16 protein-coding genes and 1 tRNA gene are annotated in these 14,622 nt (G+C 67.2%); 11 read left to right on the top strand and 6 right to left on the bottom strand.

The window, feature by feature from the left end; genetic code table 11:
• The first annotated feature begins 383 nt into the window (after positions 1 to 383).
• Together HCT51_RS17695 and HCT51_RS17690 are read left to right on the top strand one after the other, a co-directional pair.
• A complete protein-coding gene (locus HCT51_RS17695; RefSeq protein ID WP_166880698.1) occupies positions 384 to 548 on the top strand; it encodes a hypothetical protein in 165 nt (54 codons plus the stop codon).
• On the top strand, positions 545 to 1,081 hold the full coding sequence (locus HCT51_RS17690) for an RNA polymerase sigma factor (protein WP_166880700.1): 537 nt from the start codon (positions 545 to 547) through the stop codon (positions 1,079 to 1,081). The genes HCT51_RS17695 and HCT51_RS17690 overlap by 4 nt, the downstream gene beginning before the upstream one ends.
• Positions 1,082 to 1,445: 364 nt before the next feature.
• On the opposite strand, the gene HCT51_RS17685 is transcribed toward HCT51_RS17690, so the two are convergent.
• A tRNA-Gly gene (locus HCT51_RS17685) sits at positions 1,446 to 1,519 on the bottom strand.
• Between the two features lie 197 nt (positions 1,520 to 1,716).
• Between HCT51_RS17685 and HCT51_RS17680 the strand changes: the two genes are divergently transcribed.
• The 3 genes from HCT51_RS17680 (at position 1,717) to HCT51_RS17670 (ending at position 3,644) form a co-directional block, all read left to right on the top strand.
• Complete coding sequence (locus tag HCT51_RS17680) at positions 1,717 to 2,472, top strand: SDR family NAD(P)-dependent oxidoreductase (RefSeq protein WP_166880703.1); 756 nt, start codon at positions 1,717 to 1,719, stop codon at positions 2,470 to 2,472.
• Positions 2,473 to 2,552: 80 nt separating this feature from the next.
• Positions 2,553 to 3,158: a dCTP deaminase gene (gene dcd / locus HCT51_RS17675; RefSeq protein WP_166880705.1), complete on the top strand. Its 606-nt coding sequence runs from the start codon at positions 2,553 to 2,555 to the stop codon at positions 3,156 to 3,158.
• A 6-nt stretch (positions 3,159 to 3,164) separates the two neighbouring features.
• Positions 3,165 to 3,644, top strand: coding sequence for a hypothetical protein (locus tag HCT51_RS17670; protein WP_166880708.1), 480 nt, complete (start codon positions 3,165 to 3,167; stop codon positions 3,642 to 3,644).
• On the opposite strand, the gene HCT51_RS17665 is transcribed toward HCT51_RS17670, so the two are convergent.
• Entirely contained in the window at positions 3,634 to 4,488 is an 855-nt protein-coding gene (locus tag HCT51_RS17665) for an alpha/beta fold hydrolase (RefSeq protein ID WP_166880711.1), read from the bottom strand. The two genes, HCT51_RS17670 and HCT51_RS17665, sit on opposite strands and share 11 nt — an antisense overlap.
• A gap of 82 nt (positions 4,489 to 4,570) precedes the next feature.
• Between HCT51_RS17665 and HCT51_RS17660 the strand changes: the two genes are divergently transcribed.
• Positions 4,571 to 5,215 (top strand): TetR/AcrR family transcriptional regulator, encoded by a 645-nt coding sequence (locus tag HCT51_RS17660; RefSeq protein ID WP_166880713.1) that lies wholly within the window; start codon positions 4,571 to 4,573, stop codon positions 5,213 to 5,215.
• On the opposite strand, the gene HCT51_RS17655 is transcribed toward HCT51_RS17660, so the two are convergent.
• From HCT51_RS17655 to HCT51_RS17640, 4 genes are all read right to left on the bottom strand, one after another.
• Positions 5,212 to 5,739: a hypothetical protein gene (locus HCT51_RS17655; protein WP_166880716.1), complete on the bottom strand. Its 528-nt coding sequence runs from the start codon at positions 5,737 to 5,739 to the stop codon at positions 5,212 to 5,214. The genes HCT51_RS17660 and HCT51_RS17655 overlap by 4 nt on opposite strands.
• 161 nt (positions 5,740 to 5,900) lie before the next feature.
• A complete protein-coding gene (locus HCT51_RS17650; RefSeq protein ID WP_166880718.1) occupies positions 5,901 to 7,319 on the bottom strand; it encodes an amidase in 1,419 nt (472 codons plus the stop codon).
• 35 nt (positions 7,320 to 7,354) lie between these two features.
• Positions 7,355 to 7,786: a MarR family transcriptional regulator gene (locus HCT51_RS17645; RefSeq protein WP_166880721.1), complete on the bottom strand. Its 432-nt coding sequence runs from the start codon at positions 7,784 to 7,786 to the stop codon at positions 7,355 to 7,357.
• 73 nt (positions 7,787 to 7,859) lie between these two features.
• Positions 7,860 to 9,251 carry an MFS transporter gene (locus tag HCT51_RS17640; protein WP_166880723.1) on the bottom strand — a complete coding sequence of 464 codons (1,392 nt, stop codon included), beginning with the start codon at positions 9,249 to 9,251 and terminating at the stop codon, positions 7,860 to 7,862.
• A gap of 238 nt (positions 9,252 to 9,489) precedes the next feature.
• Here HCT51_RS17640 and dnaK point away from each other — a divergent pair, with 238 nt between their 5' ends.
• From dnaK to HCT51_RS17615, 5 genes are all read left to right on the top strand, one after another.
• Positions 9,490 to 11,352: a molecular chaperone DnaK gene (gene dnaK, locus HCT51_RS17635; RefSeq protein WP_166880725.1), complete on the top strand. Its 1,863-nt coding sequence runs from the start codon at positions 9,490 to 9,492 to the stop codon at positions 11,350 to 11,352.
• A complete protein-coding gene (locus HCT51_RS17630; RefSeq protein WP_166880727.1) occupies positions 11,352 to 11,939 on the top strand; it encodes a nucleotide exchange factor GrpE in 588 nt (195 codons plus the stop codon). The genes dnaK and HCT51_RS17630 overlap by 1 nt, the downstream gene beginning before the upstream one ends.
• Positions 11,940 to 12,045: 106 nt before the next feature.
• Positions 12,046 to 13,029: a DnaJ C-terminal domain-containing protein gene (locus tag HCT51_RS17625; RefSeq protein ID WP_166880730.1), complete on the top strand. Its 984-nt coding sequence runs from the start codon at positions 12,046 to 12,048 to the stop codon at positions 13,027 to 13,029.
• 39 nt (positions 13,030 to 13,068) lie between these two features.
• Positions 13,069 to 13,485, top strand: a complete 417-nt coding sequence (locus HCT51_RS17620) for a heat shock protein transcriptional repressor HspR (RefSeq protein WP_166880845.1) — start codon at positions 13,069 to 13,071, stop codon at positions 13,483 to 13,485.
• The gene (locus HCT51_RS17615) at positions 13,482 to 14,591 is read left to right on the top strand and encodes a LacI family DNA-binding transcriptional regulator (RefSeq protein ID WP_370626864.1); all 1,110 of its coding nucleotides are present in this window, start codon (positions 13,482 to 13,484) and stop codon (positions 14,589 to 14,591) included. The genes HCT51_RS17620 and HCT51_RS17615 overlap by 4 nt, the downstream gene beginning before the upstream one ends.
• Positions 14,592 to 14,622 lie beyond the last annotated feature (31 nt).

Genomic DNA, 14,622 nt, shown 5'->3' with positions numbered 1-14,622 from the left:
CCATTCCGCAAGCGATTACAAAGGAAGCTGAGCGCGCGGCTATGCAGACAATGCCTGCACGGGTTCGGCGAGGAAGGTTACCGCGGCCACGTTGGGCTCTACCGACCCTGCTGGCGGGCGGTGCCCTCGTCCTGACAGCAGGGGCGGGCACGGCGACGGTCATGATGTCTCACTGGGGTGGTGTGAGCATGCCGCTGGAGAACATCCGGAGTGAGGTACCGATCCCCGTTGGTTGGATCGCGGAGGGCGGTCACGTAGAGACCTGTCGAGTGTGGATTGAATTGCGAAACCCGCAGCCCGGTGACCGGCAAGTTTTGGACGCCGCTATCGCATCTCACGACTGGTCTGGCCTCGGCCAGCGTCTGTACGACAACGCAGGTCCCATGAAAGACGATCCCGGCGGGGAAGTCCGCGTCAGCAACGCGCTCGCCCCCGTCATCGAGTCCTTCGCGGATGCGACGTTCCCCGGGGTGCTGTGGCTTAGTGAAGCAGGCGCATCCCGCGCGGTCGACGGTTGGGGCATGACTTGTGTGCCGGAGGATCAGTGAGAGCTCGCGCGGGTCAGACGACGAAGCGCATCGAGGATGCCGTCACCGCCAATTCTCCCGTGCTGCTGTCCTACTTTGCGCGCAGAGTGGACCCGCCCGACGATGCCGCCGATCTGCTGGCGGAGACGCTCCTCGTCCTGTGGAAGCGCGCGGCAGCACTTCCCTCAGAGGATGATGAGGTACGTCCTTGGATGTTCGGCATCGCGCGAAACGTACTGCTGCATCACTACCGCGGGAAGACACGCCAGCACGCCCTAGTCGATCGACTGCGGAGCCTCCTTGCCGTGACGGCACGCCCGGGCTTTGTGGACGTCCCTGACTTCGACGGTCTCCACGCCGCGCTCCGCACTCTCGACGAGGTAGATGGAGAAATCATCCGGCTCCACCACTGGGACGGACTCACCCTGGCGGAGGCCAGCCGAGTGCTCAGGATGAAGGAAGGAACAGTGCGTAGTCGATACCATCGCGCCCGGACCTCCCTGCGCACCCAGCTGGAGATGTATACGCCGGTCGCTGAGCAGACGTCGCGGTGACGGGACGTTGAACGGGCTGCCGCTCGGCTCCTGCTGAACGCGCCGATACGGTTGCGCACGCGGACCCGCTTTGAAAACGTTGGCATGGACGAACTGTCTTCTCCCAATTCCCGCAAGCCCCGCCCGTTGATGTGCCCGGTCAAGGAACCTCAACCGCGACAAGTCTTGAGTCGATTTACTTTGGTAACTGGCCCGTCCGGTGATCAGCGTCGCGGGCGACGGCGACGCGAATGACACCACCGTCGGATAGTGAGGGAAGGTCGCTACGAAAACTACCTTGCGTTACGAAAACTATCTGTGCGTTACGAAAACTATCTTTGCGATCGACAGCGGTGAGGTGTCGCATAGCCTGAGAATTGACACGTGGAGCGGATGACGGGAATCGAACCCGCGCTATCAGCTTGGGAAGCTGAAGTTCTGCCATTGAACTACATCCGCGTGCGGCATCCAGAGATGACGACTGCCCTATCCTATCGCGGCGTTCCCAATGCGAGGCCGAATTGTCGACTGCTCAGTTTTATGCATAAGTATGGAATAAACCGGCCGAACTGCGAGTTAGCTATCAATGACGGGCCGGAACCGGTCGGTCAGGATTCAATGACTGCAGGACACAATCCCGCGCAGGAGGACACATCATGGGTAACTTCGAAGGCAAGACAGCACTGGTAACCGGCGGCGGTTCGGGGCTCGGCGAGGCGATCAGCAAGGACCTCGCCCAGAACGGCGTGAACGTGGTCGTCGTCGACATCAACCTGGATGCCGCGACCCGGGTCGTCGACGAGATCAAGGCCGCCGGTGGCAGCGCCGCACCCTTCAAGGCCAACACCATGGTGGCCGACGACAGCAAGAAGGCCGTCGACTTCGCCGTCGAGACCTTCGGTGGCCTCAACTACGCGGTCAACAACGCCGGCATCGGCGGCGCCAATGCCCCGACCGGTGAGATTGACCTCGAGGACTGGGACCGCGTCATCGGCATCAACCTCAGCGGCGTGCTCTACGGCATGCGCTACCAGATCCCCGAGATCCTGAAGGCCGGCGCCGCCGAGGGCGCGATCGTGAACATGGCGTCGATCCACGGCACGGTTGCAGCGCTCGGCAACTCGGCGTACACCGCCACCAAGCACGCGGTGGTCGGCCTCACCAAGAACGCCGCCGCCGAGTACGGTGCCCAGGGCCTCCGCATCAACGCGGTCGGCCCTGGCTACATCGACACCCCGCTGCTGAAGACCGCGCCAGAGGAGGTGCTCGCCGGGCTGAAGGGCAAGCACCCGCTGGGCCGGCTGGGCCAGCCGGAGGAGATCGCGAACGTCACCACGTTCCTGCTCTCCGACAAGGCGAGCTTCATGACCGGCGCCTATGTGCTGGTCGACGGCGGGTACACCACCGTCTAGCCATGGGCTGACACGCTCAACGCTTCGAGGGGCATCGGATGGCGACATCCGGTGCCCCTCGTCGTTACTAGGCTAGGCACGTGCTGCTATCGGACCGGGACATCAAGGCGGAGATCGACGCGGGCCGGATCGGGCTCGATCCACTCGAGCTCGAGATGGTGCAACCGTCGAGCGTCGACGTGCGGCTCGACCGCTTCTTTCGGCTGTTCGACAACCACAAGTACCCCTATATCGACCCCGCCGAGGACCAGCCGGAGCTGACCCACATGGTCGAGACGATGCCCGACGAGGCGTTCATCCTGCACCCCGGCGAGTTCGTGCTGGGCGCCACCTACGAGCAGATCACCCTGCCGGACGACGTCGCGGCGCGGCTCGAGGGCAAGAGCTCGCTCGGCCGGCTCGGCCTGCTGACCCACTCCACCGCCGGCTTCATCGACCCCGGCTTCAGCGGTCACGTCACGCTCGAGCTGAGCAACGTGGCCACCCTGCCGATCAAGCTCTGGCCCGGCATGAAGATCGGGCAGCTCTGCTTCTTCCGGCTGAGTTCCGCGGCCGAGTACCCCTACGGCTCGAGCGTGTACGGCTCGCGGTATCACGGGCAGCGGGGGCCGACGGCATCCCGGTCGTTCCAGAATTTCCACCGCACGGATGTCTCGGTGACCGAGGCCGGCCGGCCGGGCAAATAGCGCGTCATGCGGGTGCGGCTGAAGCTGGTTCTTAATTGCCAACCGGATGCCGCGTGGGCCGCGATCGCGCGACCGGAGGCGTTCCGCGCGGTGTCCGCCCCGCTCGCCACCTTCGAGTCGCTGACCGTCGCCGGGTTTCCCGACCGCTGGACGCCCGGGCTGCCGCACCCGGTGGCGCTCCGGCTGTTCGGTGCCATCCCGATCGGCACGCAGACCATCGACGTGGCCTTCACAGAACGCCGCAACGGGGTGCGGATGATGACCGACTCCGGGCACGCGCTGTCCGGCCCGCTCGCGGTGATCGACTCCTGGGATCACCGCATCGCGATCTCGGCCACCGCGGACGGCCGCACCCTCTACCGCGACCAGCTCAGCTTCTCGGCCGGAGCTGTGACACCCCTGGTCTGGGTGGGGCTGTGGCTGTTCTGGCAGTGGCGGGCGATCGGGCTAACCCGTGCCGCCCGCAGCTGGCGAGTCAGGCTGTAACGCGGTCGCCCGCGCTGACGAACTCGAGTACCGCGTCGAGCGTCTCGTCGGCGGCGAGGATGCGATTGTGCCCGAGCCCCTCGGTGATCACCAGCCGGGATCCGTCGTGCGCGGCTGCCAGCGCCTCTGACTGGCTGGTTGGCACGGTGCGGTCGCCGCGGTCGTGCACCAGCAGCACCGGCACGGCCACCGGATGCTTGAGCCCCGAGAACCGCTCGAACAGGTCCGGCTGCCCCGGGAAGACCCGGCGCTGGAACACCTCTCGCAGCGCGGCGGTGGTCGCCGGAGTCAGTCGCATGACCGACGCGAAGCCCTCGACCAGGCTGTTCGCCTCGGCGACCCCGGCCAGGCCGACCAGCCGCCCGATGCGCATGCCGTCACCGATCGCGGTGAGCGCGGCGAGCAGCCCGAGGGAGTGCCCGACCACGGTGTGGAAGCCGCCGTGCTGCCGCTCGAGCTGCCGCATCGCGTCGATGTACTCGACGATGTAAGTGCCGCGCCCGGCGGAGTCGCCGTTCGCCGGCGCATCGAAGCTCACCACGGTGAAACCCTCGGCGAGCAACTCGCGCACCAGCGACGCGAGCTGCGAGGCGCGTCCCTGCCACCCGTGCACCAGGAGCACCACCTCGGTGCCGCGCCCCCACTCGTAGACCGCGACCCGTTTGCCGTTCACCCTGATGCTGCTGCGCCGAGCGGCCTCATGGGTGGCCAGGTCTCGCGGATGCACCGGCATCCTCGGACCGACCCGCATGAACAGCGGCAAGGCGAGTTCTGCGCCGAGCCTGGGCGACAGGGCGGATGCCGCGGCGATTGCGGCTCGGGCGGTGGTCAGTGCGGCGGGCATCGGTGCCTCCAGATCGGCTGCGGAACAATACGAACGATCGTACTACTAACAATACGGACGATCGTACTACTAAACTGGCGAGATGCAACAGGTTGATGGCCGCCGGGCGCGGGGAGACGAGTCCCGCCGCGCCGCGCTGTCGAGCGCGGTCAACACGGCGTCGGTGCACGGGCTCGAGCGCCTGTCCATCGGCGGTCTCGCCGGCTCGATCGGGGCGAGCAAGAGCGGCGTCGCCGCGCTGTTCGGCTCCAAGGAGCAGCTGCAACTGGCCGTGGTGGCCGCCGCCCGCGAGATCTTCGTGGCGACGGTCATCGAACCCGCGCGGGTTCAGCCCCGCGGCATCCGTCGGCTGACTGCCCTGGTGCAGTTGTGGCTCGACTATTCGTCTGGTCGCACCTTCCCGGGCGGATGCTTCTTCCTCGCCGCCGCGGCGGAGTACGACTCCCAGCCGGGACCGGTCCGTGACGCCGTGGTGGCCGCCCTCGCCGAGTGGGACGGCTACCTCACCGCGTCCATCCGGTTCGCGATCGAGCAGCGGGAGCTGCCGCTGCTGGACGATGCCGAGCAGCTTGCGTTCGAGATGCTCGCGCTAACGGCCGAGGCGAACTCGCGGTCGCTGCTGCAGGACTCGGATGTCCCGTACGCCCGCGCCCGCGCCGCAATGTCCGCCCGGCTGCTGATGCTCGGCGCGGACCCCGCAGTGCTTCGCGAGGGCGGCCTGGGCTAAATCCGGATCGGGATCGAGCCGGTCGAGGTGTACGAGCCGCTCGCCACAGCGACGCTCGGCACTCCGGCCTCGTCCAACTCGCTCGTCACGATGATCGGAACTCCGACGTCGGCAGACTCGCCGGTCATGACGATCGGAATTGAGCTGGTCTGCGTGCTCTCGGCGAGGTTCTCGGTGGTGTCGACGAACGTGTCGACGAACTCCGACGAGTCGATGATCGACACCGAGATGGTGGGCGGCGGCAAGTGGCGGCCGCGGCGCACCACGACGACGGTGGCCAGCGCCAGCGGCACGCTGACCAGGCAGGGGGCCATCACCCAGAACGAATTGGACAGCACGCCGAAGGCGATCCAAAACAGTCCGGAGACCACCACCAGCCACTGCGTGCTGGATGAGATCCCGGCCAGCCGGGCGGCGTCGTTCCGGTTCTGCCAGGTGATCCGCGCCTGCGGGATCCAGAGAAAAATGCCGGTCGCGGTGGCCGCGAATCCGAGCAGGTTGATGACGAGGGTGGAGCTGTCCATGGCGGGGTGGTGCACTTTCGAACGGTCCCGCGGGAGAGCCCCGAATGGACAGGATGTTGCTAGGGCGTCGACGATCGCCACGGTCATCATACGTACTTTTTATTGCGGAAAAGTTACCGATTTTGGGCGGGGTGAAATCGGTCTTTCGGGCGGTGCGGAGCCTACTGATTCCAGGCGGCCGGGTGCCGTCGCTGCCACTGGATTCGGCGCTCCAGTTGGGCGCCGATCGCGAGCAGGGTGGCCTCCCCGCCGGGACGGCCGATCAGCTGCACCCCGACCGGAATCCCGGCCTCGGTCTGGTGCACCGGCAGCGTGATCGCCGGCAGCCCTGAGACGTTCACGAAGCTGGTGAACGGGCCCACCTGCACCTGCTGGTTGAAGTTGCGTTGGCCATCAATCTGGTCGTACCAGCCGATCGGCTGCGGCAGCAGCGCCAGGGTCGGGGTCAGCACGGCGTCGAACCGGGAGAACTGCCGAATCACCGAGCGCTCGAAGCGGCTGGCGGCACTGAGGGCCAGCAGGATGTCGCGGGCCGGCAGCCGCCGCCCGCGTTCCACCAGCCAGCGGCTGAGCGGCTGCAGCAGCTCGAGCTCGTCGCCGTCGGCGGGCACCGTCACGGCGCTCGCTTGCCAGATGGTGGTGAACAGCTCGGGGTAATCCGACGGCTCCAGCGCAATCTGCTCCAGCCCGTGGCCGAGCGCGTCGAGTTCGGATGTCGCCAGCTCGAGTGACTCGACAACCGCCGGGTCGAGACGGATGTCGAGCGCGTCATCCCACGGCGACGTGGTCATCACGCCCAGCTGGAAGCGTCCCTCGCCACGGATGGCGGCGCCGAGCAGCGGCCCGTCGGCGGACACCGGGGCGCGCAGCGCGAACGGGTAGGGACCGGCCGCGACCATGGCGTCGAGCAGCATGGCGGCATCCGCGACGGTGCGGGCGATCGGGCCGCCGACCGCGAGGCCGGCAAATTTGTCGACACCGGATGCCGCGGGCACCAGCCCTCGCGAGGGCTTCACCCCCACCAGCCCGGTTGAGGACGCGGGGATCCGGATCGAGCCGCCGCCGTCGGATGCCGGGGCGAACGGCAGCAGGCCGGCCGCCACGGCGGTGGCCGCTCCCCCGCTGGAGCCGCCGGCTCCGAGCGTCAGGTCGTACGGGTTGCGGGCGGGCGGCGCCACCGCCGACTCGGTGTACCCGGTCATGCCGAATTCGGGGGTGTTGGTCTTGCCGAGGCTCACGCCGCCCGCGGCATCCAGCACCTGGGCCATTTCGTCGGACTCGGTGGGCACGAAGTTCTCGAACAGCCGGGAACCGTAGGTGGTGCGCACCCCGGTGCGCATGGTGAGATCTTTGTCGCCGAACGGCAGCCCCCAGAGCGGTGCGGACTTCGGCACGGCCTGCTCGAGGGTGCGGGCGCGTTGGCGCGCGGCATCCGGTGTCACGGTGATGAACGCGCCCAACTCGGCGTCCAGCCGTTCGATGCGGGCGAGGTAGTGCTCGGTCAGCTCGGACGGGGTCAGCTCGCCGCGGTGCAGCAGGTCCCACTGCTCCTGGGCGGTGAGGTGGTGGAGTTCGGACACCCCTCGAGCCTAGTGAGCGGGCTACTCGGCTGTGTTTACTCGGCGGCGTCGTCCCAGCCGAGGTTGCGGGCCATCGTTTCCAGCACCTGGAGCGTCTGCTGATATTCCTCGGCGCTGACGCCCTCGCCGGCGTAGTCGCGCAGCTCGCTCACCACCTCGCTGAGCTTCTGGAACGCGAGCCGACCGCGGTCGGTCATCTCGTAGCCGGCTTCGGTCGCGCTCACCCAACCGCTTTCGATCAGTTCGGTGAGGTGCTCGAGCGAGGATTCACCCTCCCCCTCGGCAAGGAACGGGGCGACCGCCTCATCCAGGTGCTCGACGGTGGCCTCGCCGGCCGACAGTACGTTGAGGATCTGCCATTGGCGACGAGTCACGCCGTGCTCTTCGAGCACCTCGGCGAAATGCTCGTCGATGAGACGGTCGAGTAGTTTGAGCCAAAATCCGATGGGTCTGGGCTGCGCTGCCATACCGGCACACTACCGCCGCGGACGCAAACCTCAAGCTCACCGCGCGACCGCGCCATCAACCGGTTTCCCTTACTTAACCGCGCGTGCCCGCGGGCATCCGCACGAACAGCATCAGCACGAGGCCGACCGCGAGCACCACGACGATGCCGAGGATGCCCCAGTATGCTGCCCCGAACGCGGCGATGAAGGTCGTCCACAGGGCGGGTGCCATGAAGCTCGCCGCGCGTCCGGTGGTGGCGTACAGGCCGAAGATCTCGCCCTCGCGTCCGGCCGGGGTCACCCTGGCCAGCAACGACCGGCTGGAAGCCTGCGCGGGGCCGACGAACATGCAGAGCATCAGGCCGCCGATCCAGAACACGATCTTGCCGGCGTCGTGCAGGGCGAACACCGCCGTGCCCGCGACGACCAGGCCGATCAGCGCGGTGAGGATCACCGCACGACCACCGAAACGGTCGTCGAAGCGCCCGGCGATGATCGTGCTGACTCCGGCGACGAGGTTCGCGGCGATGCCGAACACCACTACCTCGAGGAACTCGAAGCCGAAGCTCACCGACGCGATCACCGCACCGAAGGCGAAAACCCCGGCGAGGCCGTCGCGGTACACCGCGCTGGCGAGCAGGAACCAGAACGTCGGGCGCGCCTCACGGAACAGCCGGGCAATATCCTTGCCGAGCTGCAGGTAGCTGCGGAAGACGCTCACTCGCTCGCGCGTGGGACCGACGGCCAGTTCGGGAACGTTCCGGGCGAACGGGATGGCGAACACCACCGCCCAGATCGCGCAACCCACCGCGACCAGACGGAACGGCAGACCATCCTCCTGCGGCAGCCCGAACCAGTCCGAGGCGTAAGCGGCCACCACGATCACCAGGGCCACGATGCCGCCGATGTAGCCGAGCCCCCAGCCGAGACCGCTCACCTTGCCGACGGTCTTCGGCGTCGACACCTGCACCAGCATGGCGTTGTAGTTGACGCCGGCGAACTCGCTGAAGACGCTGCCGATCGCGATCAGCGAGACGCCGAGCACGAAGTACGCCGGGTCGGCCTGCACGAAGAAGAGCAACGCCATGCACGCCACGAGCCCTGCCGTGTACACCAGCAGCCAGAACTTGCGACGGCCAGAAGCGTCGGCGCGCTGGCCGAGCACCGGCGCGGTGACGGCGACCGCAAGACCGGCGATGGTGGTGGCGAGTCCGAAGCCGCTCGCGAGGTCGGCGAGACCCCGTTCCTTCGCCGGGTCGCCGTCAGGCAAGGCGGCGATCGACGGGTCGAGGAAAGTTTCGGTGGTGAGGTAGAGCGCGGTGAAGACGAAGGTGAGGATCACCGAGTTGAACGGCTGGGTTGCCCAGTCCCACATCGCCCACGACCGCACCTGCTTGCGCGGGATGTCGCGCTCACCCTGCAGATCCAGGCCGGTGGTCGAGAAGGATGCTGCGGGCGTCGCAACAGTGCCGGGCGTTTCGCTCATGGCGACACGCTAGCGCCAGACGGTAAACGGATGGCGCTACGCCGAGCACCAAAAACTTGAGCCACTCACACTCAACTTTCAGCCAGCGAACTTGACAGCAAATCCGGTGGGGTAGAAACTTGATACCGCAAGACTCAACTCTTGTGATGGATGTGGCCGCCGAGGCTCTCGGAGCGGCTTTAGCTATTTAGTGGTCCCTTTGAGAGCCTCAGGGACCGGGTACAGGAGCGTAAGACGCATGGCTCGAGCAGTAGGAATCGACCTGGGAACCACCAACTCTGTTGTGTCGGTTCTCGAAGGTGGCGAACCGAAGGTAATCGCCAACGCGGAAGGCTTCCGCACGACGCCGTCTGTGGTGGCGTTCACCAAGGATGGCGAGGTGCTCGTCGGTGAGACCGCGAAGCGCCAGGCCGTCACCAACGTCGACCGCACCATCGCGAGTGTCAAGCGCCACATGGGCACCGACTGGACCGTCGGGATCGACGAGAAAAAGTACACAGCGCAGGAGATCTCGGCGCGCATTCTGGGCAAGCTGAAGCGCGACGCCGAGCAGTACCTCGGCGAGCCGGTCACCGACGCGGTCGTCACCGTTCCCGCGTACTTCAACGACGCCGAGCGTCAGGCCACCAAGGAGGCCGGTGAGATCGCCGGCCTGAACGTGCTGCGCATCATCAACGAGCCGACTGCCGCCGCGCTCGCCTACGGCCTCGACAAGGGCAAGGAAGACGAACTCATCCTGGTCTTCGACCTCGGCGGCGGAACCTTCGACGTGTCGCTGCTCGAAGTGGGCAAGGACGACGACTTCTCCACCATCCAGGTGCGCGCCACCGCCGGTGACAACCGCCTCGGCGGCGACGACTGGGACCAGCGCATCGTCGACCACCTGATCAAGAAGTTCAAGGAAACCACCGGTGTGGATGTCTCGAACGACAAGATCGCCAAGCAGCGCCTGAAGGAAGCAGCAGAGCAGGCGAAGAAGGAGCTCTCCAGCTCCATGTCGACCAGCATCCAGCTGCCGTACCTGTCGCTCACCGAGAACGGCCCGGCGAACCTCGACGAGACCCTCAGCCGCGCCCAGTTCGAACAGATGACCAGCGACCTGCTCGACCGCACCAAGAAGCCGTTCACCGACGTGATCAAGGAAGCCGGCATCAAGCTGTCGGACATCGCCCACGTGGTGCTGGTCGGCGGATCCACCCGCATGCCCGCGGTCAGCGAGCTGGTGAAGCAGGAGACCGGCGGCCAGGAGCCCAACAAGGGCGTGAACCCCGATGAGGTCGTCGCCGTTGGCGCCGCGCTGCAGGCCGGCGTGCTGAAGGGCGAGCGCAAGGACGTTCTGCTCATCGACGTCACCCCGCTGTCGCTTGGCATCGAAACCAAGGGCGGCATCATGACCAAGCTGATCGAGCGCAACACCGCGATCCCGACCAAGCGCAGCGAGACCTTCACCACCGCAGACGACAACCAGCCGTCCGTGGCGATCCAGGTCTTCCAGGGCGAGCGCGAATTCACCCGCGACAACAAGCCGCTCGGCACGTTCGAGCTCACCGGCATCGCGCCGGCTCCGCGCGGCATCCCGCAGGTCGAGGTCACCTTCGACCTCGACGCCAACGGCATCGTGCACGTGTCCGCCAAGGACAAGGGCACTGGCAAGGAGCAGTCGATGACCATCACCGGCGGCTCGTCGCTGCCGAAGGAAGACATCGAGCGTATGGTGCGCGAGGCCGAGGAGCACGCCGCAGAAGACAAGGCCCGCCGTGAGTCGGCCGAGGTGCGCAACAACGCCGAGCAGCTGGCCTACTCGATCGACAAGCTGATCAAGGACAACGACGACAAGCTGCCCGCCGAGGTGAAGACCGAGGTGCAGGCGGATGTCGACGCGCTGAAGTCGGCGCTGGCCGGCGACGACGAGACGGCCGTGAAGACCGCCTTCGACAAGCTCAGCGAGAGCCAGACCAAGCTCGGCGAGGCGATCTACGCGTCGAGCCAGGCTGACGCGTCCGCCCCGCAGGCGGATGGCGCCGAGCAGCCGCAGTCCGGCACCGACGAGGACATCGTCGACGCCGAGGTCGTTGACGATGAAGAGGAGACGAAGAAGTAGTGGCCGACGACAAGACATCCAATGAGGGCTTGCCGGAACCGCACTCCGAGGACGGCGACGCGACCAGTCACGAGAACCTGATCGAGGCCGAAGGCCCCGACCAGGAGACCTCGACCGACTCTGGCTTCTCCGACGCCGATCAGGAGATGTTCGACCAGGCGGAGCAGGACCTGCTGGCCGAGATGCGCGACGACCTGCTTCGCGTGCAAGCCGAGCTGGTCAACTTCCGCACCAGGGTGGAGCGTGACCGGCAGGCGAACCGCGAGTCGGTGATCGCCGAGGTCATCCGGTCGTTGCTGCCGGTGATCGACGATCTCGATCGCGCCGAGACGCACGGCGACTTGGCAGAGGGCAGCGCGTTTGCGCTGATCGCGCAGAAGCTCCGTGGCGGCTTTGAGAAGTACGGGCTGCACAAGGTCGGCGAGAAGGGCGACGCGTTCGACCCGCACCTGCACGAGGCGCTGGTGCAGCTGCCGACACCGGGCGTCGAGGTCAACACGATCGCCGATGTCATCGAGATCGGGTACGCGCTCAACGACCGGCTGATCCGCGCCGCCAAGGTGGCAGTGGCCGTTCCGGCGGAGTAACACCCCCCGTCGGTCGAGCTTGTCGAGAGTGGTCTCGACAAGCTCGACCGACCAAGGGCCAAACTCGACAGACGAATCAACACGTAAACAGCAACGGAGGCACCGAATGGCGAGCCAAGACTGGTTCGACAAGGATTTCTACTCCCTCCTCGGCGTCTCCAAGGATGTCTCGGAAGCACAACTGAAGAAGGCGTACCGCAAGCTCGCCCGGCAGTACCACCCCGACTCAAACCCGGGCAACGCGGCCGCTGAAGCCAAGTTCAAGGAGATCAGCGAGGCCTACTCCGTGCTGTCGGACGCCGACTCGCGGCGCGAGTACGACCAGATCCGCGCGATGGGGTCCGGAGCCCGGTTCACCGCGGGTGGCGCTGGCCAGACCGGCGGCTTCGAGGACGTCTTCGGCGGCATGTTCGGCGGCCAGGGCGCCGGTGCACGCGCCCGCCAGGGCAACTTCGACGACATCTTCAGCGGCATGTTCGGAAACCAGGGCGGAGGGTTCGGCACCCCCTCCGGCGGCTTCCGCGGGTTCGGCGGTCCGAGCAAGGGCCGCGACCTCACGGCATCCGTCACCCTGGAATTCACCACCGCCATTCACGGTGACACCGTCGAGCTGCAGGGCAGCGCCAGTCGACCGCTCAAGGTCAGGATCCCGGCCGGTGTCGCCGACGGGCAGAAGATCCGGCTCAAGGGTAAGGGCGAACCGAGCCCCGACGGCGGAGAATCGGGCGACCTGGTGCTCTCGGTCACGGTGCGCCCACACCCGGTGTTCGAACGCGACGGACTCAACCTGCGCGTCGACGTTCCGGTGACCTTCGTCGAGGCAACCCTCGGCGCAACCATCGAGGTGCCCACGCTCGGCGGGCCTCCCGTGAAACTCAAGGTAGCCCCCGGCACGCCGAGCGGCCGGGTGCTGCGGGTCAAGTCGCGCGGAGTCGTAACCGAGAAGGGCACCGGCGACCTGCTGGCCACGGTGCAGGTGGCTGTTCCCAGCCACCTGTCGACCGACGCCCGCGAACGGCTGGAGGCGTTCGCCGCCGCCATGCCGGAGGAGAACCCGCGAACCGACTTGATCGCCCGCGCCCGCGGGTAGGTTGGGGACACCATGGGACTGGCAACCGGAGAGGGAGGCATGGACGAGCACTCCCCGCTGTTCGCGATCACCGTCGCGGCGGAGCTGGCCGGCATGCACCCGCAGACCCTGCGGCAATACGACCGTCTGGGCATCGTCTCGCCCACCAGGACCCCCGGCAAGTCACGCCGGTACTCCATGCACGACATTGTGAAGCTGCGGGAGGTCGCGCGACTCAGCGGAGAAGGCCTCAACCTTGAGGGCATCCGGCGGATCATCGACCTCGAAGACCTCGTTACTGCGCTGCAGGCCAGGGTGCGCGACCTCGAGGCGACGCTCGCCGATGAACTGCTCACCCGGCCCGGCCGCCGCGTGTTCGCCGCCGGCCAGGACGGCGACGTCGTGACCCTGCGGGCGGGCACCCGTACGCCGCGCAACACCCAACTCGTGGTCTGGAATCCGCTGCGGCGCAGGTGATATCAGCCGGGGCATGCCCCCGTTTGCGTGCCCCGGAAAGTGTGGGCAGAACGGGACGTCCCCGTGGGCCGTCGGCGTGTCACGATGAGTCCGTGGCACCCTTACCCGAAGGATTTTCGCCCCCGACGATTCTCGACGTCGCGAGGCGCGCCGGCGTGTCCCGAACCACGGTCTCCCGGGTGCTCAACGAGCCAGACAGCGTGTCGAAGGATGCTCTGGCCAGGGTGCAGCAGGCGGCGGCCGAGCTCAACTACGTGCCGAGCAGCGTTGCCCGCAGCCTGCGCAGCGGTCGCAGCGGCACCATCGCGCTGCTGGTGCGTGACTTCGCGCAGCCGTTCAACGGGGCACTCGCTAAGGCGGTCGCGCACGCCGCGGACACCCGGGGCCTGAACGTGGTGCTCGCCGATCTCGGCAGCGACGACGACCGGCTGGCCCCGGTCGTCTCACGGCTGTCGAGGCAGGGAGTCGACGGCATCATCATCGCCACCGGAGACGACGTCGCATCCGGTGCGGTCTACGACGCCCTCGCCGCCGCCACCGCCCGCGGGATCGCCGTCGGCATCACGGTCGGTGATCCAGGCGATCTCGACATCTCGGCGCTCCGGGTCAACTACCGGCAGGTCGGTGCCGCCGCCACCGCGCACCTGGTGGAACGCGGCGCACGGAATATCGTGCTGCTGCCGGGGCCGACTGGCGGCTTCCACTCCGGGGAGCTGCGGGACGGCTATCTGCAGAGCATTACCGGCCACGGCCCGGAACGGGTGGCCTGGACCGGTTATTCGTACGATGACAGCCTGCGGGCGCTGACCAGCCAGCTCAGCTCCGACCCCGTCGTCGACGGAATCGTGGTGGGCACCGTGCCGATCGCGCTCGGCGCCATCCGGGCACTCGAGGCATTCGGTCTGCGCGTGCCCGGCGATGTGGCGCTGATCTCGTGCGAGGAGCTGCCGCTGGCCCGGCACGCCCGCCCGGCGATCAGCAGCATGGCCATCGACATCGACCGGGTCGGACACGAAATGGTGCGCATGGTGAGCGTCGCGATGGGCGGCGGCATGCCGGAGCCGATCGCGCTGCACCCGCTGCACATCCCGCGCGAAACGTCGTAGTCTCGCCGCGCGGGTTTCGACGGAGCTCAAC

The organism is Salinibacterium sp. ZJ450 (assembly GCF_011751885.2).
Taxonomy (GTDB): domain Bacteria; phylum Actinomycetota; class Actinomycetes; order Actinomycetales; family Microbacteriaceae; genus Ruicaihuangia.
This window is presented reverse-complemented; position numbering and strand designations above follow the sequence as displayed.

Bases quoted from the DNA above. Each gene is read 5' to 3' on its own strand.
- HCT51_RS17680 (WP_166880703.1), top strand. From the start codon at position 1,717: ATGGGTAACTTCGAAGGCAAGACAGCACTGGTAACCGGCGGCGGTTCG.
- HCT51_RS17695 (WP_166880698.1), top strand. From the start codon at position 384: ATGAAAGACGATCCCGGCGGGGAAGTCCGCGTCAGCAACGCGCTCGCC.
- HCT51_RS17625 (WP_166880730.1), top strand. From the start codon at position 12,046: ATGGCGAGCCAAGACTGGTTCGACAAGGATTTCTACTCCCTCCTCGGC.
- dnaK (WP_166880725.1), top strand. From the start codon at position 9,490: ATGGCTCGAGCAGTAGGAATCGACCTGGGAACCACCAACTCTGTTGTG.
- HCT51_RS17655 (WP_166880716.1), bottom strand. From the start codon at position 5,739: ATGGACAGCTCCACCCTCGTCATCAACCTGCTCGGATTCGCGGCCACC.
- HCT51_RS17640 (WP_166880723.1), bottom strand. From the start codon at position 9,251: ATGAGCGAAACGCCCGGCACTGTTGCGACGCCCGCAGCATCCTTCTCG.
- HCT51_RS17645 (WP_166880721.1), bottom strand. From the start codon at position 7,786: ATGGCAGCGCAGCCCAGACCCATCGGATTTTGGCTCAAACTACTCGAC.
- HCT51_RS17620 (WP_166880845.1), top strand. From the start codon at position 13,069: ATGGACGAGCACTCCCCGCTGTTCGCGATCACCGTCGCGGCGGAGCTG.
- HCT51_RS17670 (WP_166880708.1), top strand. From the start codon at position 3,165: ATGCGGGTGCGGCTGAAGCTGGTTCTTAATTGCCAACCGGATGCCGCG.
- HCT51_RS17665 (WP_166880711.1), bottom strand. From the start codon at position 4,488: ATGCCCGCCGCACTGACCACCGCCCGAGCCGCAATCGCCGCGGCATCC.
- HCT51_RS17660 (WP_166880713.1), top strand. From the start codon at position 4,571: ATGCAACAGGTTGATGGCCGCCGGGCGCGGGGAGACGAGTCCCGCCGC.